We start from the raw sequence: 24,299 nt of genomic DNA on the forward strand, positions 1-24,299 counted from the left end.
TACGGGGTCGGATGAAGGGCGCGCGGGGGCGCCACCGCCAGGGCCGGGGGGCCCGGCGCGTGCAGGAGTGCGCTCGGTCGTCTTTTGGTTCACCCCGCGCGCTTCGGGCGGCGGGGCCCGGGGGGAAAGTCCGCTCTGCTCTGTTCGCGGTCCTGTCCCGCCGTGGGGTCAGGCCGGGCCGTGCTGGTCGAACCAGCGCCGTACGCGGCCGGGAGCCGCGGGGTCGGCCCGCCGCACCGCCTCCGCCAGGTCGGCGACGCTCCGGGCGGCGAGCCGGCGCCGCCAGTCGAGTTCCGCCTCCCTGAAGGAGCGTTCCACGGCGCAGCCGGTGCGGCGGCCGGCCCGCCCGGCCACCGCACCGGCCGGCCCGTCGAGGCGGATGCCCGTGCACCGGAAGCCCTGGGCCGCCCCGTCGATGGCCGTCACCACGTCCATCAGGCTGATCTCCTGCGGCTTTCTGCCCAGACGGAACCCGCCGCGCGGGCCGGAGCGGGACGAGACGATGCCGGCTCGTCCCAGAGCGTTCAACTGCTTGTTCAGATAAGCCGTGGGCAGGTCGTGGAAGGCGGCGAGCCGCGCCGCCGGCACCGGCCGGTCAGGCGAGACCCAGGACAGGTCGATACAGCAGTGCACCGCCCATTCCACGCCCTCTCTCAGCTTCATGTCCCGGACATTACGCATCGGGAATGTCCGCCGGCAGCTCCCGCCGCGTTTAATGTCAAGTCCCCCCACCCGCCCTCCCGCCACCCGTCAAGACCCCCGCACCCGCCGCGCCCTCCCCGTGCTCCACAGGGCTCGCGGATTCCCCGGATTCCCCGAGGTCCCCGAGGTCCCCGGATTCCCCGAGGTCCCCGGATTCCCCGAGGCCCGCGGATTTCCCGGGTTTCGTATTTCGCCGGGTTTCCTCGCCGGTCAGGACGGATTTCAGCTCGGCCTCCAGACGGCCGAGATCGGCCCGGTGACCGTGGGCGGCGATATGCCCGTCGGGCCGCACCAGCCAGTACCCCGCGCTGCGGCAGCCGGTGGCCAAGGCGCTCTCACCGCGCCGCAGCTCCACCGTGCGCACCAGCCCCCCGTAACCGGCGGCGACCCGCCCCGCCTCGCCGCGCCAGGCGGCCGAGGGCGGCGCCAGCACCAGCACCCACGCGTGCGGGTCGGCGCCGGGCCCGCCGATGCCGTGGGCGAGGGCGTGCCGCCGGGGGAAGACGGCCCCCTCCTTCAGCCCGCCCGGGATACGGCCCCGCACCCGGCAGCCGGCCGGCCCCGAGGGCCGCTGCGTCACGCGCCCGGCCGGGTAGGCGAGGCGCCGCCCGGCCATCACCGGCGTGTAGAACCGGGAGACCACGCCGGTGCGGTCCAGGAGCCGAAACGCCGTGTCCCGGGCGAGGACCGCGGCCCGGCTGCCGGCCACCCAGGCCCGGGTCTGCAGATCGGTGTCGCGCACGATCTGCCGGGTGGCCTCCGACCGCTCGGCGCCGTAGCCGGCCAGCAGCGCCGCAGGCGACTCGTTCCGGATGACCGCGGCCAGCTTCCAGCCCAGGTTCTGCGCGTCCTGCAGGCCGTTGTTCATGCCCTGCCCGCCGGCCGGACTGTGCACGTGCGCCGCGTCGCCGGCCAGGAAGACCCGCCCGACGCTGAAATCCGAGGCGTGCCGGGCGTGCACCCGGAAGACGGCCTGCCACACCGCCTCGGTCAGCCGCACCCCGCGCGGCCCGCGCTCACGGAGGATCTCCCGCATCAGCTCCAGGGAGACCTCGCCGCGCCCGCGCGGCATCACCGACAGGAAACGGAAGACGCCGCCGGGCATCGGCACCACCACCAGCGCCCCGCTGGGCGTCTGGTAGAACAGGCACTCGTCTGGGGGGAGTTCCCCCTCGATACGGGCGTCGACGAGGGCGAACGCCATCTCGTAGGTACTGCCCTGGAAGCCGATGCCGAGCTGGCCGCGCACCGCGCTGCCCGCCCCGTCGGCGCCCACGACGTACGGCGCGAAGATCCGTTCGAGACGTGCGCCGTCGTGTTCCACGACGGCGGTGACCCCCTCGCCGGCCCCCGGCCCGCCCCGGAAGTCCACGCCCTCCAGGGCCAGCAGCCGCACCCCGCGCTCCACCTTGCCGCCGAGCGCGGCCAGCCGCTCGGCGAGCAGCCGCTCGGTCACGTGCTGCGGCAGCACCCGGCAGGCGCTGTCCTCGTCCAGCGCGAAGGAGGCGAGCGGGGTGCGCTCGGAGAAGTAGCTGAGCCGGCTGATGCGCACCGACTCGGCCCGGACACCGTCACCGAGCCCGGCGTCCTCCAGGATGTCCAGGGCACGCGGCCACACCGACAGCGCCTTGGGCGTCGTCGAGGGCTGCGGGGCACGGTCGATCACCCGTACCCGTATGCCGCGGCGCATCAGCTCCACCGCGGTCAGCAGCCCGGAGGGACCGGCGCCCACCACGAGGACATCGAAACCGGCCGCCGTACGCGTCTTGTCACCCATCGCTCAGTCCGTCCGCACACCGGTGGTGACACCGCCGGCGGGCACCTCGGGCAGATGGTCCAGGCTGATCCCGAACAGTTCCTTGTACGCCGCCAGGGACTGCGCCTCGCCCTCCAGGGTGCTGCGGGAACGCTCCCGGCCCGCGACCCGGCTCAGGTGCGTGTTGCCCTTGAGCGTGACCAGGCCGTCGGGGGTGCGCACGGAACAGAACACGGCCTGCAGGAACGAGGAGTCGGGCGAGGTGCGGTACCACCACAGCGTCGGCGCGAAGTCCTCGACGCGCACCGGCCGTTCCGCGACCCGGTACAGGGGCCTGCCGCCCAGGTGGACGTCGACGGCGCCGTCGCCGGTGTCGTGCAACTGGTAGACGCCGTGCGGGTCGTGCTGCGGCTCGCGGGAGGCCAGGCGCAGCGGGAAGCGGCTGTTGCGGCCGAAGCCGACGTCGACCAGCCAGTCCTCGCCGCCGGCCTTCACCCGCAGCGCCAGGTGGCCCAGGAACGGGCCGAGCCCGTCGGGGCGGTGCACCCAGCCCGGCAGGATGTCGACCTCGTAGCCGAGCGAGGTGAGCAGGAACGACAGGGCGGGGTTGACCTCGTAGCAGCCGCCGCCGCGGTTCTTGTGGACGATCTTGTCCAGGACGCGTTCGTCCATGAAGACGTCCTCGCCGAGGTGGTAGCCGAGGTTCTCGAAGGGCACCGACAGCAGATGACGCTCCATCAGGTGGCGTAGTGCGGCCACGTCCGGCCGCTCGGGCCGGCTCGCTTCGATACGGCGCAGGTAGTCGTGGGTGATGCCGTCCAGCATGACCGTCTCCTTCAGACGTGCGGGGTGCGGTGTGAGGGGCGGGGCGCCTGCCAGCGCAGCAGGGACAGGCCCAGGGCCATGCCGCCGCCGAAACCGGCCAGCAGGACGAGGTCCCCGTCGCGCATCCGCCCCGAGCGGGCGGCATGGTCGAGGGTGACGGGGACCGAGGCGGCTCCGGTGTTGCCGAAATCCTCGTAGGTGACACGGGTCCGGCCGGCCGCGATGCCGAGCGTGGCCGACAGCTCCTCCAGCATCCGCCCGTTGGCCTGGTGGGGCACGAAGTGGTCGACGTCGCCGGGGCCGAAGCCCGCCTCCCGGACGAAGTCGCCGATGGCCGGGGCGACGGTGGCGGCGACGAAATCACGCACCCCGCGCCCGTTCATGGTGAAGTAGTGCCGGCCCGCGGCGAGGGTCTCGGCGCTGGCCGGCAGCCGGCTGCCGCCGGCCGCCACCTCGATCAGGTCGCGTTCGGCACCGAACCCGGCCAGCCGCCCCGCCAGCAGCCCCCGCCCGCCGCGGGCCGGACCCAGGACGACCGCGCCCGCCCCGTCACCGAAGAGGATCGCCGTGCGCCGGTCGGCGGGGTCGAGGATGCGGGAGTAGATGTCCGCGCCGATGACCAGCGCGTAGGAGGAACCGGAACCGGCCAGGATGTGTTCGGCGGCGTTCAGGGCGAACACGAAGCCGCTGCACACGGTGTTGACGTCGAAGGCGGCGGCACCGTGGCCCGCGCCGAGCAGGTCGGCGACCACGCTCGCGGTGGGGGGCTGCGGCTGGTCGGGCGTCGACGTCGCCACGACGATCAGCGACAGGTCGGCGGCGGTGACACCGGCGGACTCCATCGCGGCCCGGCCCGCCGCGGCGGCCAGGTCCGAGGTCGCCTCGTCGGCCTTGGCGCGGCGCCGGGCGCGTATCCCGGTCTTGCCCCGAATCCACTCGTCGCTGACCCCGGCCGCCGCCGCAACCTCGTCGTTGCCGACCACGTGGGAGGGCAGACAGGACCCCGTCCCCCGGATCGCGATACCGGCCGGAGCCCGGCCCGCCCCGGCCGTACCCGTGGTGATCATGTGTGTGACCCTTCGTTGGGAGTGCGGGCCTCTTCGCGAGCAGATGCTCCCGATCAGGCCCGGCCCGCGGCAAAGCACGGCCGGTGAACCCGTCAGGTCCCCGGGCAGTACGTCAGATGGCGGCCGGCCCGCACCGGGGCCGGCCGCCGGACGGCCTCAGGCGGCCAGCGGCACCGCGGCCAGCAGGCCGCCCACCAGCTCACCGGTGATGCCCACCCCGTTCTGGGTCAGCACCGACTCGGGATGGAACTGCAGCGACGCGAAGTGCGGCCCGCGCAGGGCGTGCACCTCGCCGCTGACCGGATCACGGGCCACCTCGACGACACCCACCCCGTCCGCCCGCACCGTGTCCCCGCCCGCCACGGCGGCGAACGTGTTGTAGAACCCCACCCGCTCCCGCCGGCCGAACAGGTCCACGTCACGCTGGACGCCCTGGTGGGGCACGGCCCTGCGCACCACCTCCAGACCGAGCCGCCGGCTGAGCACCTGATGGCTGAGACAGATCGCCACAAACGGCCGCCGCCCCGCCAGGAGCCGGCCCACCGCCCCGTCCAGATGGGCGATCTTGGGATGGCCCAGATCCCGCGGGTCACCGGGCCCCGGACCCATCACCACCAGATCGTGGCCGCCGGGATCGTAGGGCTCGTCGAACCGCGCGACCGTCACCTCAAGCCCCAGACACCGCAGTTGGTGCCCGATCATCGAGGTGAACGTGTCCTCCGCGTCCACCACCAGCACCCGCCGCCCCGCCCCGACGGCCGGCACACCGGACGGGGCCGCGGGCCCGGCACCGGCCAGCCAGAACCCGGCGATGGTGTCGTTGCGCCTCCGCAACGCCTGCCGCACCCGCGGATGCGCCGCGAACCGCGACGCCCCCTCACCCCCCAGCGCGGCCAGCAGCCCCGCCGCCTTGGCCCGGGTCTCGGCCGCCTCCGCACGCGGATCGGAATGACGCACCAGCGTCGCCCCCACCCCGATACCGGCCCGCCCCGCCCGGTCGATGTCCGCGGTGCGGATACAGATCGCCGAGTCCAGGAACGACCCGCCCCGCGCATCACGCCCCATCAGCGCCAGCACCCCGCTGTAGTAGCCGCGGCCCTCGCGCTCGTAGCGGCCGATGACCCGGCAGGCGCTCTCCAGCGGCGAACCCGTCACCGTCGGCGCGAACAGCGTCTCGCGCAGGACCCGCCGCGGATCACTGTCCGTACGCCCCTCGATGACGTACTCGGTGTGGGCCAGACGGGCCATCTCCTTGAGGAAGGGACCCCTCACCCGGCCGCCCCCCGGGCAGATCCGGGCCATCATCTTCAGCTCCTCGTCCACCACCATGTACAGCTCGTCGGCCTCCTTGCGGTCGGCCAGGAAATCCATCACCTCCGGCAGCGTCGGCCCGCTCTCCGGATAGCGGTAGGTGCCGCTGACCGGATTCATCACCGCCCTTCCGCCGTCCACGCTGATGTGCCGCTCCGGCGTCGCCCCCACCAGGGTCCGCTCCCCGGTGTGCACCAAAAACGTCCAGTACGCGCCCTTCTCACGCTCCATCAGCCGCCGGAAGAAGGTCAGCGCGGACCGCGGCGTGTAGTCGGTGATGTCCACGGTCAGGGTCCGCTTGATGACGAAGTTGGCGCCCTGGCCGGTGCCGATCTCGTCGGCGACGATCCGGCGCACCGTCTCGGCGTAGGCGTCGTCGTCCAGGTCGAAGCGGGCACCCGAGGTACGGATGGGCTCGTCGGGCAGCCGCTGCAGCACATCCGCCACCGCCGCCGTCTCCTGGGCGGTGATGCGCAGCGCCACCAGGGGCGTGCCGTCGTCGTGGCCGTCGAAACCGCGCTCGGCGATCTGCCGGTAGGGCACCAGGGCCAGCACGTCGTGCCGCGGCGCCCCGGGCACCGGCCCCGGCCCCGGCAGCGGTACGGCGTCCAGGACCGCGGGATGGGACACCTCACCGACGACGACGTCCAGCACCCCCGCACCCGTCGCCTCGGGCCGGTACAGCAGCGCGAACGGCGGGGGAGTGGGACCGAGGATCACATCGAGCAGGCCGCCCCCGCCGGGGGAGCCGGGCCGGGCGCCGGTCATGCGAAGACCTCCTTGGCGGTGGTGACGGCCGCGCAGCGCGCCGCCGCGTACTGGAGGGCCATCCGGTGGTGGTCCTCGCTGAAGTCGGCGACGGCGTCGGCGACCAGAAACGTCTCGATGTCGTGGCTGAACGCCTCCACGGCGCTGACCAGCACCCCGACGTGAGCGTAGATTCCGCACACGATCAACTGGTCACGCTGGTGGAACCGCATCCGGGCCAGCAGGTCGCTGTGGTGGAAGGCGCTGTAGCGCCACTTGGTCACCAGCCAGTCGCCCTCCCGGGGAGCCAGATCGCCGACCACCGCCCGGTCGGCGGGGGCCGTGCGCATGCCCGGACCCCAGAAGTCCTTCAGCAGACCCCGCTGATGGGTGTTCATGCCACCGGGCTGCGCCGTGTAGGCGACCGGGACACCGAGTTCCGCGCAGCGTTCGCGCAGCTCGGCCGCGTTGTGCACGAGCCGGCCGCGCAACGGCTCGGCGAACGGCTGAAGGAAGTAGCGCTGCATGTCGTGGACGAGGAGGACCGCGCGCTGCGGGTCGGGGACCCACGTCGCGGTGTTCGCGGGCAGTTCGGCCGCGGTGGGCAGGGGATACGACGCGATGGGGGCAAGACCGGCCATGACGGGCTGGGTGTCCTTTCACCTCGGATACGGGGAGGGGCAAAAGCGGCGGGCAGACGAAGCGGGACGCGGGCCGTGGGGCGGGCCGCGCCGGCACCTCACGCGCCGAGCGCGGCACCGCCGTCGACGGTCAGGGTGTGCAGGGTGACGTGCGAGGCCCGGTCGGACAGCAGGAACGCCACGGCCTGCGCCACATCCGCCGGCCGCGCCAGCTTGCCCAGCGGAATCCCCACCCGGAACGCCTCGGGACACCCCGCGAGCGTGGCCCGCGGCCCGGCCTCGTCCCGCCACATGGAACTGAGCATCGGCGTGTCGGTGGACCCGGGCGCGACGATGTTGCAGCGGATGCCGTACGGGGCCACCTCCAGGCCCAGGCTCTTGGTGAACATCTCCGCCGCCGCCTTGGACGCGGCATAGGCGGCCATCCCCGTCCGGGGCGTCGCCGCCGCGTTGGAGGCGACGGTGACCACCGCACCGCGCCGGCGCGGCACCATACGACAGGCCACCGCCCGCGACAGGTGGAAGACACCGGTCGCGTTGACGGCGAACGTACGGTTCCAGTCGTCGTCGCTGAACGACGTCGTCTCGCCCAGCCGCAGCACACCGGCGGCGTTGACGAGGTACTCGATGGGGCCAAGACGCCGCTCGATCTCCCCGACGACCGCCTCCACCGAGGAACTGTCGGTGACATCGGCCGGGAACGGGGCCACCGCCAGCCCGTCCGCGCCGAGCTTTTCCGCCACCTCGCCGAGCCGGCCGGCGTCGCGGTCGACCGCGGCCACCGCGACACCCTGCTCACCCAGCGCGCGGGCGACGGCCGCGCCGATACCGCCGGCGGCCCCGGTGACCAGGGCCAGTCTGTTCTCCATGTCGTGCCTCTCCTTCACATGCCCTGCGGGCAGAGGACTGTCATGTACGGGAACGGGCCGCTCACCGGCGCCAGGCCGACACCACGCGGACGGCCTGGTCGACGTTGAGACGCGGGTCGCAGAAGGTCTTGTAGGCGTCACCGACCAGATGGGCCTCACGCGCGTCCTCGACGCACTCCAGGACGGCGTCCGGCGTCGTCTCCAGGTGCAGCCCGCCCGCCGTGCCACCGTGCCGGACGACCGCGTGATGGAAGGCGACGACCTCGCGCACGGCATCCCGCACATAGCGGGTCTTGAACCCGCCCGGAGCGCCGACGGTGTTGGCGTGCAGCGGGTCGGTGAGCCAGACCACCGGATGCCCGGCCGCGCGCACCGCCTCGACCAGCGGGGGCAGCGCCTCGCCCACCGTCCCGGCACCCATCCGGGCGATGAGGGTCAGCCGCCCCGGCTCGCGCCGCGGGTCCAGCCGCCCGCACAGCTCCAGCAGCTCCGCGGGGGTGGTGCGCGGCCCGATCTTGCAGGAGACCGGGTTGACCACCCCGGCCAGCAGGGCGACATGCGCGCCGTCCGGCCGGCGCGTGCGCTCCCCGATCCACGGCCAGTGCGTGGACGACAGCAGCAGACCGTCGTCCTCGTGCCGCAGCAACGGCACCTCGTAGTCGAGCAGCAGCGCCTCGTGGCTGGTCCACACCGCCGGGTCGATGCGCTGGGGACCGGCGAGCCGGTGCCGGCCGAGATGGCGCATCGCCTCGTCGGCCGCCATGTACCCGGTCAGCAGCCGCAGCGGGTCGGGACGGCGGCTCTCGGCGGTGGGACCGGGATCGTTGACCATGTGCCCCCGGTAGACGGGCAGTTCGGCGCCACCGACCTGCTCGGTGGCGCGCGAGCGCGGCTTGGTGAACTGCCCGGCGATACGGCCCACGCGCAGCACGGGCTTGCCGGTGATCAGCCGCAGCGTCCCGGCGAGCACGTCCAGCACCGCCGCCTTGCGGGCGACGTGCGCGGCGGTGCACTCGTCGGGGTTCTCCGCGCAGTCCCCGGCCTGCACCACGAGCGCCTCACCGGCCGCCACCCGCGCCAGGTGGCCGCGCAGGGCACGCACGTCCTCCGTCCGCACCAGCGCCGGGCGGGCGGCCAGGTCCGAGCGGACCCGGCGCACCTGGTCCGCGTCGTCCCACTGCGGCTGCTGCGCGGCGGGCTTCAGCTCGATGTCGATCAGGGCGTCGGACAGGGAATCGGAGAGGAAATCGTCCATGGGTGTCTCCAGACACAGAAGGCGGCAGCGCGGTACGCGGCCGTCGGCGGAACGGACCTGACGGAAAGGAAGCGAAGAAAAAAAGGGGGAGGACGGTGCCGGGAGGGGCTGAGGAGGCCAGGGCGAAGACAGGGAGACAAGGGACGAGCGGGAACGAGCAGGGGCGAGCGGGGACGAGCAGGGAGGGGGCGGGGAGGAGCGGGGGACGCCGGGGCCGGGCCGGAGGAGGGCATGCCGGAGCAGGACAGGACAGGGCGGGGTGGGCACGGGGCACGGACGGCCCGGACGCCGCCGGAGGAGAGCGGGACCGGCGGAAACCCCCCGCCCGGCCCGGCCGACTCGGAGAGCCGGGCACCAGAACGCGTCGAACACACGGCAACCGGTGCCGGTCAGGGCCGCGGCGCCCAGTCCACCGCGTCCCAGAACGCCAGTTGGGCGAGTTTCGGGGTACGGGCCACCTCGACGACGCCGGGCCCGCCCAGCACGAGCGTGCTGGGCGCCTCGGGCGTGAACGGCGGCCAGCCACCGGTGTGGGGAGTGTGCGGCACGGACGTACGGGCGAAGGCGGCCACCACGTCGACGAAGACATCGGACAGCAGCCGCTCCACGGGCCCGTCACCGAAGACCCCGGCGAACTGCGGCAGCCGGTGCGTGCCGAACAGGAACGGCGAGGTCGCCTCGTGCGGGGTGCCGAAATGCGGCGCACGCACCGGGTGCGCGAACTCCATCGCGTACAGCGGGGCCTCGCCCACACGCGCGTGACGCTCCGCGAACCGGACGATCTGGTGCCGGAAGAACGCGTCGCCCCAGATCTCCGTCCACAGCGACAGCGGGTCCACGGGCAGCCCCGCCTCCCGGGCGGCATCCCGGTAGGCCGTCAGGCACGCCCCCGCGAGGCCGTCGCCCGCACCCGGCCGGCCCAGGTCCAGCACGTCCCGTACCGCCCGCCGCAACTCGCTCTCCCCCCGCGGGACGGGCAGGGGCCGCGGGGAGCCGGGGCCGGTGTAGAAGGAGCCCTCGGTACGGGTGTGCACGGACAGCACCGGAACCCGCGGCGTCGCCAGCAGATGGTCGGGGCCGGGCATGGTCCGCCCGTCCACGACCGGGCCGCGGTACCAGCGACCGCTGGCCACGATCCGCTCGCCGGGCTCCGGCGCGAACACCTCGTCCCAGGCCGCGGTGAGCGCGCCCGCCGCCACCCCGCGCAGCCCGGCGACCGTCGTGCCCAGCCGGCCGGCGACCGCCTCGTAGACCCTCCGGGAATCCTGCGGGGTCAGGGCGGTGGCGGGCGGGGTGACATGACTGGGGCTGATGGACACGATGCGCCGGACCACCCCCTCAAGCCCCGGCAGCAGGGCCAGTTGCCAGGCACTGGCCCCGCCCGCGGAGGTGCCGCACACGGTGATCTCACCCGGGTCCCCGCCGAAGGCCGCGGCGTTGGCACGCACCCAGCGCAGCAGCGCCTCCTGGTCCTGCAACCCCCAGTTGGCGAAGTGCCCGGTCTCCGGGTCGGCGAGATCCTCGTGCAGACCGAAACCGAGCGGACCGAGCCGGTAGTTGAAGGTGACGACGACGAGGTCGCCCCGCTCGGCCAGGCGGGCCCCGTCGTAGACGGGCATGCTGCCGGCCCCGGCCTGCCACCCCCCGCCGTGGATGTACACCAGCACGGGCCGCCTGCCCTCGGTACCGGGCGTCCACACATGCGCGTACAGCGAGTCCTCACTGCCGGGCGGCACCGGACGGCTGGGGATGACGGACTGGAAGGAGACGCCGGGCAAGCGCCGCGCCTCACGCACCCCGCGCCAGGGCACCGGCGGCCGGGGGGAGGCGAAACGCAGAGCGGCCAGCGGCGGCCGGGCGTAGGGCACGCCGCGGAAGACGGACACGCCCCCGGCCCGCTCGCCCGCCACCAGCCCGCCCGACGTCCGCACCACGACCCGCGACCCGGACCCGGACCGCGACCCGGACCGCGACCTGGACCGCGACCCGGACCGCGAACCGGACGCGGCGCGGGGGCGGGACGGGCCCGTGACGACGGCGGACGTACCCGGCGGCCCACCGGCTCTCTGCGGCTGGCTGGTCATGGCGCACTCCTCGGCACTCGGACGAGTTGGTGCGCCGATCGTGTGCCGCCGGTTCGGGGCTCTCCAAAGACCGCCCCGGCAATACGTCAGCTACCGGGCAGGGTCCGTCAGCTCGCCGGCCGCGCGCCCCGCCGAGCTGACGGACCGCCACGGAACCCGGCTGACAGGCCCCGGCCCGGTACGTACACTGCGCGCCGCCCGCAATCCGGCCGGCCGCCCGTCCCGGACCGGTCTACGGCCGCCTTCCCACCGCCGCCCACCCCGCTCCTGCGTCACCCCCGCACACACAGAACCCCGCCCGGCACCCCCGGCCACCACCCCCGCGCCCCCTCACGCCGACTCCCGCGCCGCCGCCGGCTCCGCCGTACCGGAGAGCACCGCGACCGCGTGGGCCGCCGAGGCGAGGGTGGCGTGCCGGTGCCAGCCGCTGAAGGAGCGGCCGGAGAAATCCCGGATGCCCACCTCCTCGGCGATCCCGGCGAAGTCCCGCTCCACCCGCTCGGCCAGCCGGCTCAGCCGCAACTGCCCGACGGGGTGCAACTCGCTCACATCGGTCAGCCACAGCTCGGCCGGCCAGCGCCCGCCGCTCTGCCCCACCCCCAGCAGCACCAGATCACGGCACCACGAGGGCCGCCGGGACGAGCGCCGGGGCAGCCGCACCCGGACCGCCGCCGTCAGATCCGCGTGCACGGTCCCCCCGCCCGGACCGGGCCGCCGCCGTATGACCGGCTGGCGCAGCGGACGGGCCATCAGCATCAACCGGTGCGCCGTCACCTCCGTGTCGCAGGCACTGCGCGGCAGCCCCGGATCGACCGCGGTCAGCCGCAGCCCCGCCCCGACCCGCAGCAGCAGCGGCGCCCCCGCCGCCTGCAACCGGCGCACCATGCCCGGCACATCACACTCGCGGGCGTCCATCACCGCCGGACGCACCGGCAGCCCCCAGTCCCGGGTGATCCGCAGATAAGCCTCCACCGCGCACTGGTCCAGCGCCTCCGGCAGCACGTTCTCCGGAATGGCCGCCTGCCGGCGCCGGCTCGCGTCCTCCAGCCAGGTCTCCGGCAGGTGCAGCCGCCAGTTGACCGGCACGCCGTGCTCCTCGGACACCGCCCACACGCCCACCGCCTGCTGGGCGTTCATCACCTGGCCGCGACTGGGGCAGAACCGGCGGTCGACACCGACCGAACTGTCACCGGCCTTCGGGATCACCATCGGCCGCAGCACATAGGCACGCGCCGGGGCACTCTCCTCCACATACCGGGCCAGGGCCCGCCGCACCGGCCGCCAGTCCCACGTGGAACCGCTGATGAAATGGTGCAGGCTCTGCTCCGCCGCCTCCCCGCCGAACAGGGACGAGATGTTCCGTATCGACTTGCGGCCCTCGACGCCGAGCAGCCCCTGCACGTACTCCGCTCCCCGGCGCCGCTGGTCGCTGCGCGGCAGGGACGCGAAGAGCACCGGCCCCAGTTCCTCCAGCACGCCCTGCCGGGACGACGCCTCAGGCGCCGGGCAGGGCGGCTCACGGTCCGTCAGGCGTCTGTGGTCCGCCGTGCGTATGCGCAGCCTGGTCTGCATCCCATCCCCCTCGCTCGATATGCCTCGCCAGCAGACTCGGAGCGGTCGTCCAAGGCAGGGCCAAGGCGCGGGAAACCCCCAGGCCGGCCCGGTACGACACCGCCCGCGCCCGGCGCCCGCCCCGGGCCGCGGAGACCCGGGGCGGCCCCGGACGGAGCCACCACCGGCGTGGACGGAGCCCGGCCCGGCGGGCCCGCCCGGCCCGGCCGCCCGAAACAGCCCGCCCGAGACAGCCCGCCCGGTACGGCAGGCCCGCCCCGGGCCCCGCCAACGCCGGCCGCCGGCCGCGCGCCGCGCGCCGCGTCCGGGTACGGCGTACCGCTCACCGGCGTCCCTCCGGCGCCGCCGGCTCCCGCACCGGGACCGCCCGCCCCGGCGGCCGGCCGGGCGTGCCGCCCCGCGGCGGCGGGGGCGATGCCGCCGGGGCCGGGCGGGGCCCGCCGCAGCGGCGGCAGGCCCCGCCCGGCGGGTCCAGCTCGATCTCCAGTCCGGCCGGCACCATCAGCCAGCGCGCCGGTAGCGCCTCGTACTCCTGCCGCATGCCGCCTCCTCCTGCGGGGGAGCACCGCACCGACACGGGCCCCGCGCGGCGGCCAGCCTCGCCCCGGGCGGTCCAGGCCGGGTGAAGCCTCCTCCAAGCCCCACCCCGGCCCACCGGGACCACCTGGCCGCCCCGGCCCGCCCAGCCCGGCGGGACCACCCGGCCCGCCCCTCCCGCCCGACCCGAACGGCCTGCACCTCCCGCACGGCCCGCCCGAACCACCCGCCCCACCCGCCCCGTTCACCCCGACGCGGTCAGTACCCCGGCCACCGAACGGCTTCCCAGATTCCCTCCGGCCCCCGGCAGGACACGCAGCTCCGCGTCGTCGGGCGAGGGCAGCGACATCCGGATCAGATCCGGCACCCGGAACAGGACGTCCGACGCCTCCACCGGACCGGACGGACCCGTCGCCTCGGCCCGGTCCACCATCACCACCACGTGGTGGTCCAGGAGCCGGCCCACCACGGACTGCACGCCCCAGGTGTCCCCGCCCAGCAGCCCCCGCGCCCCCGCGATACCGAAGGGCGCCGCCCCGGCCGCCGCCAGCAGCGCCAGCGCCCGCCGCAGCGCCCTGGGCAGCCGGGCCACCGCCCCGGCCGTCCGCGCCAGCACATCGCACGCCTCGTCGTGCAGCTCCGCCGCCAGATGCCCCTCGTCCACCAGCCCGCGGGCCAGATCCGGAAGCGTCCACATGGGACGGGCCGCGAACTTCTCGCCCACCGCGCGCAAGGAGAGCGGGAAGTCACCCATCAGCCGCGTCACCTCCCGCAGCATCTCCCCGCCCGGCGCCACGCGCTCGGCCCCGGCGACCCGGGTGAAGAAGACGGCCGCGTCCCCGGCCGACAACGGCCCCAGCGACAACGACCGCGCCCCCGGCAGCCCCGGCAGCCGGACCCGCGAGGTCACCAGCGCGAGACTGTGCCCGTCGGCCGGCAGCAACGGCAGCACCTGATCGGTGCCCGCGGCATCGTCCAGCAGCACCAGCAGCGCCCGCCCGGCACTGAACGACCGGAACATCCCCGCCAGTTCGTCGGTCTGACCGGGCAGGACGGCCGGATCGAACCCGCAGTCCCGCAGCAGCGCCCGCAGCACGGCCGGCCCCTGCCGCGGCCGGTCCTCGTCATCGTGCAGCCGCACGTGCAGCACCCCGTCCGGGAACCCGCCGGCCAACCGGTGCGCCCCGCGCACGGCCAGGGCGCTCTTGCCCACCCCGGCCGGCCCCAGCACCACCACGACACGGGGACCACCGCTCTCCTCGCCCGCGAGCACGGCCAGCCGCTCCAGCTCCGGCACCCGCCCGGTGAAGTCCGGCGTGTCCAGCGGCAGCCGCCCGCGCACCGCCCCCACCCCGCCCGCCCCGCCGGCAGCACCCTCCACCCCACCCACCGAGGACACCGAGGACACCGAGGACCCGTACGAAACGGACGGCACCGCCCCCGCACCCCCCGGCGCCGCCACGGCCTCCGCCACCGCCACCGGCGCGGGCGCCGGCCCCGACGGCAGCGCCTCACTCAGCACGTCCCGCTGCAACCTCTGCAACCGCTCCGACGGTTCGATGCCCAGCTCGTCGACGAGACGGCGCCGCAGCCGCGCGAACGCCTCCAACGCCACCGCACGCTGCCCCGACCGGTGCGCGGCGAGCATCAACTGCGCGGCGAACTCCTCGTTGAGCGGATGGTCCCCGGTGACCTGCCGCAACTCGCCCACCAGAGCACGGTGGCGCCCGAGCTGGAGATCGGCGGTGATCCGTGACTCCAGCGCGCCCAGCCGCGCATCGGCCATCTGCGCGATCTGCGCCGCGAGCAGCGGCCCGCTCTCCAGCCCCGCGAACGGCTCCCCCCGCCACAGCGCGAGCGCCTGCCGCAGCAGCGCCGCCGCACCGCGCGCGTCACCCTCGCCGAGCGCGGTCCGCGCCCGCGCCACCAGGTGCTCGAACTCCCACAGGTCCAGTTCGCCCGGCCGCAGCTCCAGCCGGTAACCCCCGGGCCCCGTACGGACCCGCTCGGACGGCGAACCGGGGCACCGCAGCGCCTTGCGGATCTGGTAGACGTACGTCTGGACGGTCTTGCGGGCCAGCCGCGGCGGCGCGAACTCCCACAGCTCCTCGATGAGGGCCGAGGTCGACACCAGACGGTTGGCGTTGAGCAGGAGCAGGGCCATCGCGCGCCGCGCCATGGGGGCGGTCGGGGTGCGGTCCTCTTCCCGCGAGCGGACCTCGAGGACGCCGAGCACCCCGATCCGCAGCGCGCCTTCGTCCGCCGCGGCGGGGGCGGTGTCGTTCATCGCGTCTTCCTTCCCGGCCGGTGCCGCGGTCACGTCGTCCACCTCGTCGACGACGCCCCCGGCACGGTGGCCATCACGGTTCATCTCCTGCCGCGCGGCGGGCCGTTGCGCCCACCGCCCCGGCACGGACGGCTGCCCCCGCACGGGGCCGGGCACGGACGGCCCCCGTACGGGCCGTTCCCGAAGCGGCGGCTCCCGGCCCGCGGCCCGCGCACCGGCCCGCGCACCGGCCCGCCGCCGGGACGGGAGGCTCCCGGGCGCCGTCATGCCCGCCCCCGTTTCCTGCGGTACTCGCGCGGCGTGATCCCGTAGCGGTCCCTGAACAGCCGGCTGAAGTGGGAGGCCCCGTACAGGCCGGCCCGTTCCCCGACGAGTGCGACCGGCAGGTGGTCCAGGGCGGGGTCGGCGAGTTCGGCACGGCAGCGGGCGAGCCGCTCGTCGCGGACCCAGCGGGCCGGGCTGATCCCGTGTTCCTGGAAGATCTTCTGGAGGTAGCGCAGCGAGATGTTGTGCGCGCGGGCGATGCTCACCGGGCTCAGTGCGGGTTCGGCCAGCCGCTCGCGGACGTGGGCCTGGATGTGCAGCATCAGCGCCTGCCGGGCGACCTGGGGGTCCTCGGCGACCTGCCGCATCCGTTCGGCGAAGAGCGCGGCGGTCAGTCCCGCGACGCTGCCCCCCAGGAGGTCGACGGCGGTCTCGACCTCCCTGCCGTGCCGGCCCAGTCCCCGCAGCAGCGAGGAGACCAGCGCGGCCAGTCCCTCGGTGCCGGGCCAGGGCCGGGCGGTGAGCGGTTCGGCCTCGGCGGCGGTCAGTCCGACCAGCCGGTGGCGGACCGTGACGTCGACCATGCGGAAGTTCTCCGGCATGACCACCTTGTAGGGCCGGGTGCTGTCGAAGCAGATCAGCTCGGGAGCCCGCACGCTGCCGTGCCGGCCGTCCTGGAAGACCCAGACGCCGCCGCTCAGCGGCCGGCACACCCGCAGGCAGCCGTCGGTGCGCGGGTCGATCTGCCGGCTGGGCCGCACCAGTTCCGTGGGCCCGCCGGTGACCAGCGAGACCCGTACCCCGCCGAACTGATGGGTCCTCACCGTCGCGTCGAGCGGCTCGTCGTGGCCCCTGACGATCTGCACCCCGCCGTGACCGGCGGGCAGGGCACCGGCCGCGGCGGCGGGCCGGTGTTCGCGCTTCGGTTCGTCGAGGCGTGGCACCGCGTCAACCTCCGTCCGTCCGTGCACCGAGGGAAGGACGGAGCGCGTCGTCGTGCGGGTGCCCCGTCACCCACCCCCATCAAAACATACCTGCATGCTGGTATCCGACTCTTATCGGAGCCTTCGATGAGTCACGGCCGCATCCCCGCGCGGCACCCCGCCCCCGCGCGGGGCCGCGCCATAACGCGCCGGTACGGGCCAGGCGTTAGTGGTCCGCGCACGGCTTCCCCCGTACGGTCATGTCCATGGCGAGAGGCCGGTGGGTCGTCTCCCGGTCTGCGTCACGGCCGCGGCCCACGAGGCCGGGGCCGCCCCATTCCGCCCACGTCCGACCGACGTGCCTTCCGGATCGAGGAACCTTGCGCACACCACGGCTCGTGCCCGCTCTCGTGGCGGCAGTGATATCCGTACTCGCCCTGTTCACCCCGGCCGCGCTGGCGGCGCCGGTGCCTCCCGGCGGCCTCGGTCCGCAGCCCATCATCGGCGGGGGCAACGCCTCCAGCGGCCCGTGGGCGGCCCGGCTGTACTCGAACGGCCAGGAGACCTGCTCGGCGACGATCATCGCCCCGACCTGGATTCTCACCGCCAGACACTGTGTCAGCGGCGGCGGGCTGTCCTTCCGTATCGGCAGCCTGGACCAGTACGGCGGCGGCACCCTCGCCAACGGCGTCCAGACCTACACCCACGGCGCGGACCTGGCCCTCGTCCGCCTCGACCGTTCCGTGCCGGGGACCTACGCGAGCCTGGGCCTGCCGGGCACCGTACGGGTGGGCCAGAGCGTGCAGGTCTACGGCTGGGGCGCCACCTCCCGGTGCGGCTCCGAGATCAACTGCCAGTCCCGCTACCTGAAGGTCGCCGACGTCACGGTCACCAGCGGCTGTTCGGACGCCTACGGCGGCTCCGCGATCTGCGCCTACCGGGGCAACGGCATCACCGCCGGCGGCGACTCCGGCGGCCCGATGATGGCCAACGGCGTCCAGGTCGGCGTCGCTTCCACCAGCGACCGCCAGACGACCACCGCCTACACCAACGTGACCGCCTACCGGTCCTGGATACAGTCCGTCGCCGGCGTCTGACCCCCACCCCCGCCCCCGCCCGTGCCCCTGCCCGCGTCTGCGCCCGGTGTCCCGGGGCCCTCACCGACCACGGCGAGGGCCCCGCACCCGTTGACGGCCGCCCGCCGCCCACGTTCCCTCCGGGCCGTGCCGGGCCGTCGGTGGGTCTAGGAGCCGGTGTGCCGTGGGTGGATGGTGAGGGTGCCGGTGTCGGCGTCGAGGGTGAGCCAGTCGCCGGTGGTGATGTGGGCGAGGGGGTCGTGGGTGGGCTCGGTGAGGGTGGGGACGCGGGTGAGGAGGGCGCCGAGGGCGGCTTTGGTGGTGAGGTTGGTGATGACCATGGCGAGGGGGGCGGTGTGGTGGAGGCGGGTGGCCTGGAAGTGGCCGGCCCAGCCGGAGGAGCCCTTCGCGCCGGGGAAGACGAGGATCTTGCCGGTGAAGCAGACGCCGCTGAGGGGGTGGCGGCGTTCGGTGATGGTGCCGGTGGCGGCGTCGATGCCGCCCCAGCCGCTGATGGTGGCGGGGGAGACGAGGGCCTGGCCGTGGACGCGGCCGGGGACGATGCCGCGGCCGTGGATGACCAGGCGCGGGGGGTGGGGTGTGGGGGTCATGGGGTGTCCGCGGGGGGTGTGAGGTGGCCGGTCCAGCGGCCGGTGAGGGCGGCGTCGACGCACTCCTCGGTGGTGCCGTACCAGGCTTCGATGCCGAGGATGGCGGGGAGGTAGTGGGCTTGTTTGGCGGAGTCGGTGGCGAAGACGCGGGTGCCGGCGGGGGCGGTGCGGGACATGGCGGGGCAGGAGTCGGTCAGGAGGCGTCCGCCGGCGCGTTCGATGGTGGCGGTCCAGCCGTTGCGGTCGGCGACGGTGCGCAGGGCCAGGGGGGTCATGATCCACAGTTCGGTGTGGGGGGAGAGGGTGCGGTCTTCCAGGAGGTGGGCGATCCGGCCGATCTGGTCGAGGGAGGCGTGGGGGCAGCCCAGGAGGACGAAGTCGACGTCGGTGCTGGTGCCGAGGGAGTTGAGCTGTTCGTGGACGGCGCGGCGTTCCTCGGGTCCGTAGCGCAGGGGCGGGGGCGGGGGTGTGGTGCCGAACGCGGCCTGGAGGGTGGGGGCGTCGGGGGTGCGGCCGGGGATGTGGTACATCTCCACGCCGCCTGAGGTGGCGGCGGCGGCGCCGAAGTGTTTGAGGTCGGCGAGGCCGGCGGGGTGGAGGCTGCCGGTGATGACGGGGCGGGCTTCCTGGACGGCGTCGCCGGTGAAGTAGCCGAGCATGCCCCATTCGTGGAAGCTGTCGATGGGGACGGTGGCCTCGATGTGGTGGGTGCCGTAGCGGTTTTCGGTGTGGTGGTTGCCCCAGCAGGGGATGCGGCCGGTGAGGGAGGCCGATCCGGTGGAGGCGCCGCCTTCGCAGTTGGTGCGGGCGCCCAGGACGGAGTTGGCGTAGACGACGGCGGAGGATTCCATCCAGGCGATGTGTTCGCCGTAGGCGGGGACGTTGCCGGCCTGGTAGGGGGTGCAGGTGGCGAGGATGTTGACGCCCTTGGCGCTGTAGAAGGACTCGGCGTCGGCCTGGAGGCGGATGTTCTCCTCGGGGTAGGGCATGATGCCGAGCGCGTCGTCGCCGAAGCCGTGCTGGAGCTGGCAGGTGGGGACCTTCATGCGGGGGACGTCGACGGTGGTGTCGCTGTCGAGGCTGAGGACGGAGAAGGCCCTGGCCCAGCCGCCTTCGCGGACGAGGCGGGCTTTGGCGGGGGAGGGCTGGGTGTTGGTGCCGGCGACGTTGCGGGTGTCGCAGAACTCCTCGGCGCCGAGGGCGTCGGCGTAGCGGATGAGCAGGTCCATGGCGGCGGCGACGGCGTCGCCGTCGCGGCCGTCGCGCATGGCCTTGTCTTCGTCGGTCAGGGCGACCATTCGGTGGTTCTCCTCACTGCTGTCGCGCTGGGGCCTGTGCCGTGGACGGCGTCGCGCGCGGACGGTGTGTCCCGGCCCGCCCGGGTGGGGTGTGTGCCGGGCCGCGTGGGTCCGCGGCGCGCATCCGGAAGAACGGCCCCTAGTCGTCGGTGTTCTCGCGGACGCGGTCGTTCAGGGCGGTGAGGTCGACGTGGTGGACGCTGGGTCCGTCGAGGGTGAGGTCGAGGGCGTGGGCGGCGGCGCTGCCCATGGCGGAGCAGGGGCCCATCACGCGGACGCTGGAGAGGGCGGCGGCGTCGCCGTCGACGCAGCGGCCGGCGGCGACGAGGTTGTGGGCGTGGGGGGAGAGCATGCTGCGCAGGGGGATGTGGTGGACGTGGTCGGGGCCGAAGGTCTCCCAGACGTAGCCTTCGACGCGGTCGTGGAGTTCGACGGGCCATGAGGTGCGGGCGATGGTGTCCTCGAAGCGGGTCTGGTCGCGGACCTCGTCGAGGGTGAGCTGGTGGACGGCGGCGAGCCAGCGGGTCTGGCGGCGGCCGGGGAATCCGTAGGCGCGGACGCGGGCGTTCTTGAACGCGGCGGGGAACTCGCGGCGCAGGAAGGAGACGACGCGGTCGGCCTGGGCGCGGCCCTGGAGCTGGGCGGTGGTGGCCTCGACGGGGGTCAGGGGCGCTTCGACGTGGGTCATGTTCATCACGGCGGTGTTGCGGCCGGGGAAGAAGAAGGCGAGTCCGTCGCGGCGGACGAGACCGTACTGGGATGCCTTCTCGTCGACGCGGGCGACGAGTTCGGCGGGTTCGGGGCGGGCGGTCTCGTCCAGGCCCTCCAGGCGTATCTGCTGGGAGCCCCAGACGGTGCGGTCGGGGACGCGGCAGGGCAGGCCCGCCTCCCAGGCGAGGGCGGCGTCGCCGGTGGCGTCGACGACGCCGCGGGCGGTGACGGCGACGGGGCCGTAGCGGGTGGCGAGGTCGACGCGTTCGATGACGCCGCCGTCGAGGGCGACGCCGTTGACGCTGGCGCCGAGGACGGTGCGGATGCCGAGGGCCTCGACGGTGTTCTCGAACCAGCGGCCCAGGGCGACTTCGTCGTAGGTGACGGTCTGGGTGTGGGTGCGGTTGTAGTGGATGTCGCCGGTCTTCTCCAGGGCGGGGAAGATCTCGTCGAAGATGCCGTGGGTGAGCTGGCGGTAGTCGGGGGCGTTGCCGTAGACGCCGCAGAACAGGCCGATCATGGAGTTGACGCACTGGCCGCCGAGGACGGGCAGGGCGTCGACGAGGACGACGTCGCGGCCCAGGCGGCGGGCCTGGATGGCGGCCGAGAGGCCGGCGATGCCGGCGCCGACGACGAGGATGTCGGCATCGAGGCGTTCGGTGGGGGTGTCCTGGGGCTTGGTGACCGTGTGGACGACGAGGTCGGTCAGGGCGTGGGGCATGGTGGTGGTCTCTTCCAGCAGGGTGGTGGGTCAGTCGGCGGCGGTCCGGCGCAGCGTCGCGCCGCGGTCGAGTGGTTCGACCGCGCCGCTGTAGACGCCGAGCCAGGAGCCGGGGCGGGCCGGCCAGGTCTGCGGCGGGCGGGTCTGGGCCCAGGTGCGCAGGCGGTGGTCGCGTTCGCTGTCGTCGATGAGGAGGTCGGCGCTGCGGCGGGCGACGTCGATGGCGATGAGGTCGCCGTCGCGGACGATGCCGAGCGGTCCGGGTACGGCGCCTTCGGGGGAGATCTCGCCGACGACGATGCCCTTGTTGACGAGGCCGGAGAGCTGCCCGTCGGTGACGAAGGCGACCTGTTCGCTCAGTCCGGCGGCGTGCAGGGCGAAGACGACGCTGGAGGCCATGCCCATGCCGGGGGTGCCGGTGACGCCGAGTCCGCGCAGGACCAGGACCTCGCCGGGCCGGACCTCGCCGCGTTCGATGGCCTCGGTGGCCTGGGGCGCGGACTCGTGGACACGGGCCGGGCCGGTGAAGGTGCGGGCCCGGTCCTCGGTCACCGACAGTTTCACGATGCCGGAGTCGGGGCAGAGGCTGCCGCGCATGACGACGATGGTGGACTGGGCGCGCAGCGGCTCGGCGTGGATGACGGCGTCGTCGACGGGGGCCTGGTCGAGGGCGTCGCCCAGCAGGGCGCCGGTGACGGTGAGGGCGGTGCGGTCGATCCTGTCGCCGAGCCGGCGGAGCACGGCGCGGGTGCCGCCGGCGGCGTCGAACGCGTCGATGGTGGTGGGGCCGTTGGGCTGGATGGCGGTGATCGGCCCGCTGTCGTGTCCGATCTCCTCGAAGAGGCGGTGGACATCGATGTCGTGCGGGGTCTCGGCGGCGATGGCCTCCAGGTGCTTGACCGCGTTGAGGGAGCCGCTGACCGCGATGACGGCGGTGACCGCGTTGCGGAAGGCGGCCGGGGTCATCACCCGGCTCGGCCGCAGGTCCGCCGCGATGGCGGCGATGACGGCCGGGCCCGCGGCCTCGGCCGCCTGCCACATGGTGTCGCTGTTGGCCCGGGTGGGGGTGGTGCCGGGGCCGGTCATGCCGAGGGCCTCGGCGACGATGTGCATGGTGTTGGCGGTGCCCATGCCCTGGCAGACGCCGGGGCCGGTGATGGCCCGGTCGGACATCTGGCACAGGTCGTCGAAGGTGATGGCGCCGGCGGCGAGTCTGCCCGCGTCGACGAAGACTTCCTCGATGTCCACGCGGCGGCCGTCGTCCAGGGTCCCGCAGCTCTGGTAGCCGCAGGCGACGATCACGGTGGGCACGTCGGTGCGGGCGGCGGCCATGAGCTGGCCGGGAGTGGTCTTGTCGCACGAGGCCAGGCAGATCATCCCGTCGAGCATGGCGCCCTCGACGACGGCCTCGATGTCGTAGGAGACCAGATCGCGGCCGGAGAGCACATAGCCGCCGCCGCGTCCGGCGGCCATCACGAAGTCGGTCGGCGCGACGGTGCGGATCTCGAACCCCAGCCCGCCGGCCGCGTACACCGAGGCCCGGACGGTCTCGGCGATCGCGTCCAGGTGGGCGAAGCACGGGGCCAGCCCGGAGGAGGAGTTGACGATGGCGATCTTGGGCCGGCGGATCTCCTCGTCGTCGTACCCCAGCGCCTTCCACTGCGTACGCGTCGTCGCCCAGCGGGAGGACCCGATCGGATGGTTGCTCCGCGGCTCGGTGGACAATTCGCTCACTCTTCCTCGTTCTCGGCGGCTCGGTGGCCAAGGCCGCCCCGGGGCGGGGCGGTGGGCCCGGTCCGCCGTGTGCCACGGCGGCGGCCGGACCGGCCGTGGGCCCGGATCTGGTGCGTGTGCCGTGTCCTCGTCGACGACGGCCGGTGTGCTCGGCGGGGGCCGGCGGTCCCGGGGCCCGGTGTGGGGCGGGCGGCCGGTGCCGGCGGGTCAGGGGGCGGGGCGGTCCTCGGTCTTGGGGCGGGGGATGGCGGTGGCGGCGGCGGACAGGGCCTCGCGGAACCACTGGTGGGCGGGGTCGTCGTCGAACCGCTCGTGCCACCACAGGTGTTCCTCGATGGTGCGGTGTTCGCAGGGGACGGGGAGGATACGGACGGGCAGGCCCTGGGCGAGGTGGTGCTCGGCCAGCCGGCGCTGGACGAGGGCGATGCGGTCGGTGCCCGCCACCAGCAGGGGGACCAGGACGTAGCTCTCGACGCGGACGGCGACGTGGGGCCGGATGCCGATCCGGTCCAGGAAGCGGGTGGCGGGGGCGTCGGAGACCGAGGCGCCGCCGCGGTGGTAGGGCAGGACCCAGGAGCGGGCGGCGAGGTCCTCGCGGCCGGGCCGGTCGGGGATGTCGGTGCCGGCGTCGACGAGGCAGACCCATTCGTCGGTGAACAGGGGCCGGGAACGGACCTCGGAGACCTGGAGCTGGCGGACGGGGGGCGCGATGACGGCGTCCATGACCTTCACCGACCGGCTGACGTGGGTGGTCATCGTCTCCCGGACGGTGGTCAGGTGCAGGCGGGCCCGGGGCGTCTGCGCGGCCAGACGCCGGGCGAGGGGGTTGCCGATGACGAAGGCGGCGTAGTCCGCGACCAGGACGCTGAATTCACGTTCGGTGGAGAGCGGGTCGAAACCGCTGGTGGTGGCGAAGAGCTGTTCCAGGGCGATGTGGACCGGTTCGACCTGGGCGGCGAGCTGGGTGCCCAGCAGGGTCAGCTCGTAGCCGTCCAGGGTGCGGGTGAGCAGGTCGTCGCCGAAGTGCCGGCGCAGCCTTTTCAGTGCCGCGCTGGCCGCGGGCTGGGTCACGCCGATCCGCTGCGCGGCCCGCGTCACATTGCGTTCGGCGAGCAGTTCGCGGAGGAAGACGACGAGGTTGAGGTCGAGGTCGGCCAGCGGCGACATGGCGGTGCGTGCTCCCGGGATCGGCTCAGCGGCCGTACGCGAGTCCGCCATGGGCGCCTTGTGCCCAGCCGCGACGGGCCGGAGAGGCCCGCTTCGGCGGATGTTATCCCTGGTGCGGATGGTTTCCGCGGTGTTGTGAGG

19 protein-coding genes are annotated in these 24,299 nt (G+C 74.3%); 1 reads left to right on the forward strand and 18 read right to left on the reverse strand.

Annotated features, from left to right (window positions below; all coding sequences use genetic code 11):
- Positions 1-168 precede the first annotated feature (168 nt).
- The 13 genes from J5Y05_RS11835 to J5Y05_RS11895 all read right to left on the reverse strand — a co-directional run bounded on the left by J5Y05_RS11835 (position 169) and on the right by J5Y05_RS11895 (position 16,861).
- Positions 169-663 carry an RrF2 family transcriptional regulator gene (locus J5Y05_RS11835; RefSeq protein ID WP_247614438.1) on the reverse strand — a complete coding sequence of 165 codons (495 nt, stop codon included), beginning with the start codon at positions 661-663 and terminating at the stop codon, positions 169-171.
- 55 nt (positions 664-718) lie between these two features.
- Positions 719-2,479: an FAD-dependent oxidoreductase gene (locus tag J5Y05_RS11840; RefSeq protein ID WP_247614439.1), complete on the reverse strand. Its 1,761-nt coding sequence runs from the start codon at positions 2,477-2,479 to the stop codon at positions 719-721.
- A gap of 3 nt (positions 2,480-2,482) precedes the next feature.
- Entirely contained in the window at positions 2,483-3,283 is an 801-nt protein-coding gene (locus J5Y05_RS11845) for an arylamine N-acetyltransferase family protein (RefSeq protein ID WP_210871289.1), read from the reverse strand.
- 11 nt (positions 3,284-3,294) lie between these two features.
- The gene (locus J5Y05_RS11850; protein ID WP_210871291.1) at positions 3,295-4,350 is read right to left on the reverse strand and encodes a 3-oxoacyl-ACP synthase III family protein; all 1,056 of its coding nucleotides are present in this window, start codon (positions 4,348-4,350) and stop codon (positions 3,295-3,297) included.
- A 156-nt stretch (positions 4,351-4,506) separates the two neighbouring features.
- The gene (locus J5Y05_RS11855; RefSeq protein ID WP_210871292.1) at positions 4,507-6,429 is read right to left on the reverse strand and encodes an anthranilate synthase family protein; all 1,923 of its coding nucleotides are present in this window, start codon (positions 6,427-6,429) and stop codon (positions 4,507-4,509) included.
- On the reverse strand, positions 6,426-7,049 hold the full coding sequence (locus tag J5Y05_RS11860) for an isochorismatase family protein (RefSeq protein WP_210871294.1): 624 nt from the start codon (positions 7,047-7,049) through the stop codon (positions 6,426-6,428). Before J5Y05_RS11860 ends, J5Y05_RS11855 begins: the two co-directional genes overlap by 4 nt.
- Positions 7,050-7,147: 98 nt before the next feature.
- On the reverse strand, positions 7,148-7,918 hold the full coding sequence (locus J5Y05_RS11865) for a 2,3-dihydro-2,3-dihydroxybenzoate dehydrogenase (protein WP_210871296.1): 771 nt from the start codon (positions 7,916-7,918) through the stop codon (positions 7,148-7,150).
- Between the two features lie 61 nt (positions 7,919-7,979).
- Entirely contained in the window at positions 7,980-9,149 is a 1,170-nt protein-coding gene (locus J5Y05_RS11870; RefSeq protein WP_281730728.1) for a 3-deoxy-7-phosphoheptulonate synthase, read from the reverse strand.
- A 413-nt stretch (positions 9,150-9,562) separates the two neighbouring features.
- Positions 9,563-11,107 (reverse strand): carboxylesterase/lipase family protein, encoded by a 1,545-nt coding sequence (locus J5Y05_RS11875; RefSeq protein ID WP_307853856.1) that lies wholly within the window; start codon positions 11,105-11,107, stop codon positions 9,563-9,565.
- Positions 11,108-11,587: 480 nt separating this feature from the next.
- Complete coding sequence (locus J5Y05_RS11880; RefSeq protein ID WP_247614440.1) at positions 11,588-12,829, reverse strand: IS701 family transposase; 1,242 nt, start codon at positions 12,827-12,829, stop codon at positions 11,588-11,590.
- A 322-nt stretch (positions 12,830-13,151) separates the two neighbouring features.
- A complete protein-coding gene (locus tag J5Y05_RS11885; RefSeq protein WP_210871302.1) occupies positions 13,152-13,370 on the reverse strand; it encodes a hypothetical protein in 219 nt (72 codons plus the stop codon).
- 240 nt (positions 13,371-13,610) lie between these two features.
- Positions 13,611-15,737 carry an AfsR/SARP family transcriptional regulator gene (locus tag J5Y05_RS11890; protein ID WP_210871305.1) on the reverse strand — a complete coding sequence of 709 codons (2,127 nt, stop codon included), beginning with the start codon at positions 15,735-15,737 and terminating at the stop codon, positions 13,611-13,613.
- A gap of 179 nt (positions 15,738-15,916) precedes the next feature.
- Entirely contained in the window at positions 15,917-16,861 is a 945-nt protein-coding gene (locus tag J5Y05_RS11895) for a helix-turn-helix domain-containing protein (RefSeq protein WP_210871306.1), read from the reverse strand.
- A gap of 359 nt (positions 16,862-17,220) precedes the next feature.
- Here J5Y05_RS11895 and J5Y05_RS11900 point away from each other — a divergent pair, with 359 nt between their 5' ends.
- The gene (locus J5Y05_RS11900) at positions 17,221-17,937 is read left to right on the forward strand and encodes a S1 family peptidase (RefSeq protein ID WP_210871309.1); all 717 of its coding nucleotides are present in this window, start codon (positions 17,221-17,223) and stop codon (positions 17,935-17,937) included.
- Between the two features lie 146 nt (positions 17,938-18,083).
- Here the strand turns inward: J5Y05_RS11900 and J5Y05_RS32230 are convergent, their stop codons facing one another.
- The 5 genes from J5Y05_RS32230 to J5Y05_RS11925 form a co-directional block, all read right to left on the reverse strand.
- Positions 18,084-18,527 carry an aconitase X swivel domain-containing protein gene (locus tag J5Y05_RS32230; protein WP_210871311.1) on the reverse strand — a complete coding sequence of 148 codons (444 nt, stop codon included), beginning with the start codon at positions 18,525-18,527 and terminating at the stop codon, positions 18,084-18,086.
- A complete protein-coding gene (locus J5Y05_RS11910; RefSeq protein WP_210871313.1) occupies positions 18,524-19,825 on the reverse strand; it encodes an aconitase X in 1,302 nt (433 codons plus the stop codon). Before J5Y05_RS11910 ends, J5Y05_RS32230 begins: the two co-directional genes overlap by 4 nt.
- 139 nt (positions 19,826-19,964) lie before the next feature.
- Positions 19,965-21,257, reverse strand: coding sequence for an FAD-dependent oxidoreductase (locus J5Y05_RS11915; protein ID WP_210871315.1), 1,293 nt, complete (start codon positions 21,255-21,257; stop codon positions 19,965-19,967).
- 30 nt (positions 21,258-21,287) lie between these two features.
- The gene (locus J5Y05_RS11920) at positions 21,288-22,991 is read right to left on the reverse strand and encodes a dihydroxy-acid dehydratase domain-containing protein (protein WP_210871317.1); all 1,704 of its coding nucleotides are present in this window, start codon (positions 22,989-22,991) and stop codon (positions 21,288-21,290) included.
- A 207-nt stretch (positions 22,992-23,198) separates the two neighbouring features.
- Positions 23,199-24,158, reverse strand: a complete 960-nt coding sequence (locus tag J5Y05_RS11925; protein ID WP_210871319.1) for a LysR family transcriptional regulator — start codon at positions 24,156-24,158, stop codon at positions 23,199-23,201.
- Positions 24,159-24,299: the final 141 nt, after the last annotated feature.

Origin of the sequence: Streptomyces tagetis (assembly GCF_018069565.1) — a bacterium.
GTDB lineage: Bacteria > Actinomycetota > Actinomycetes > Streptomycetales > Streptomycetaceae > Streptomyces > Streptomyces tagetis.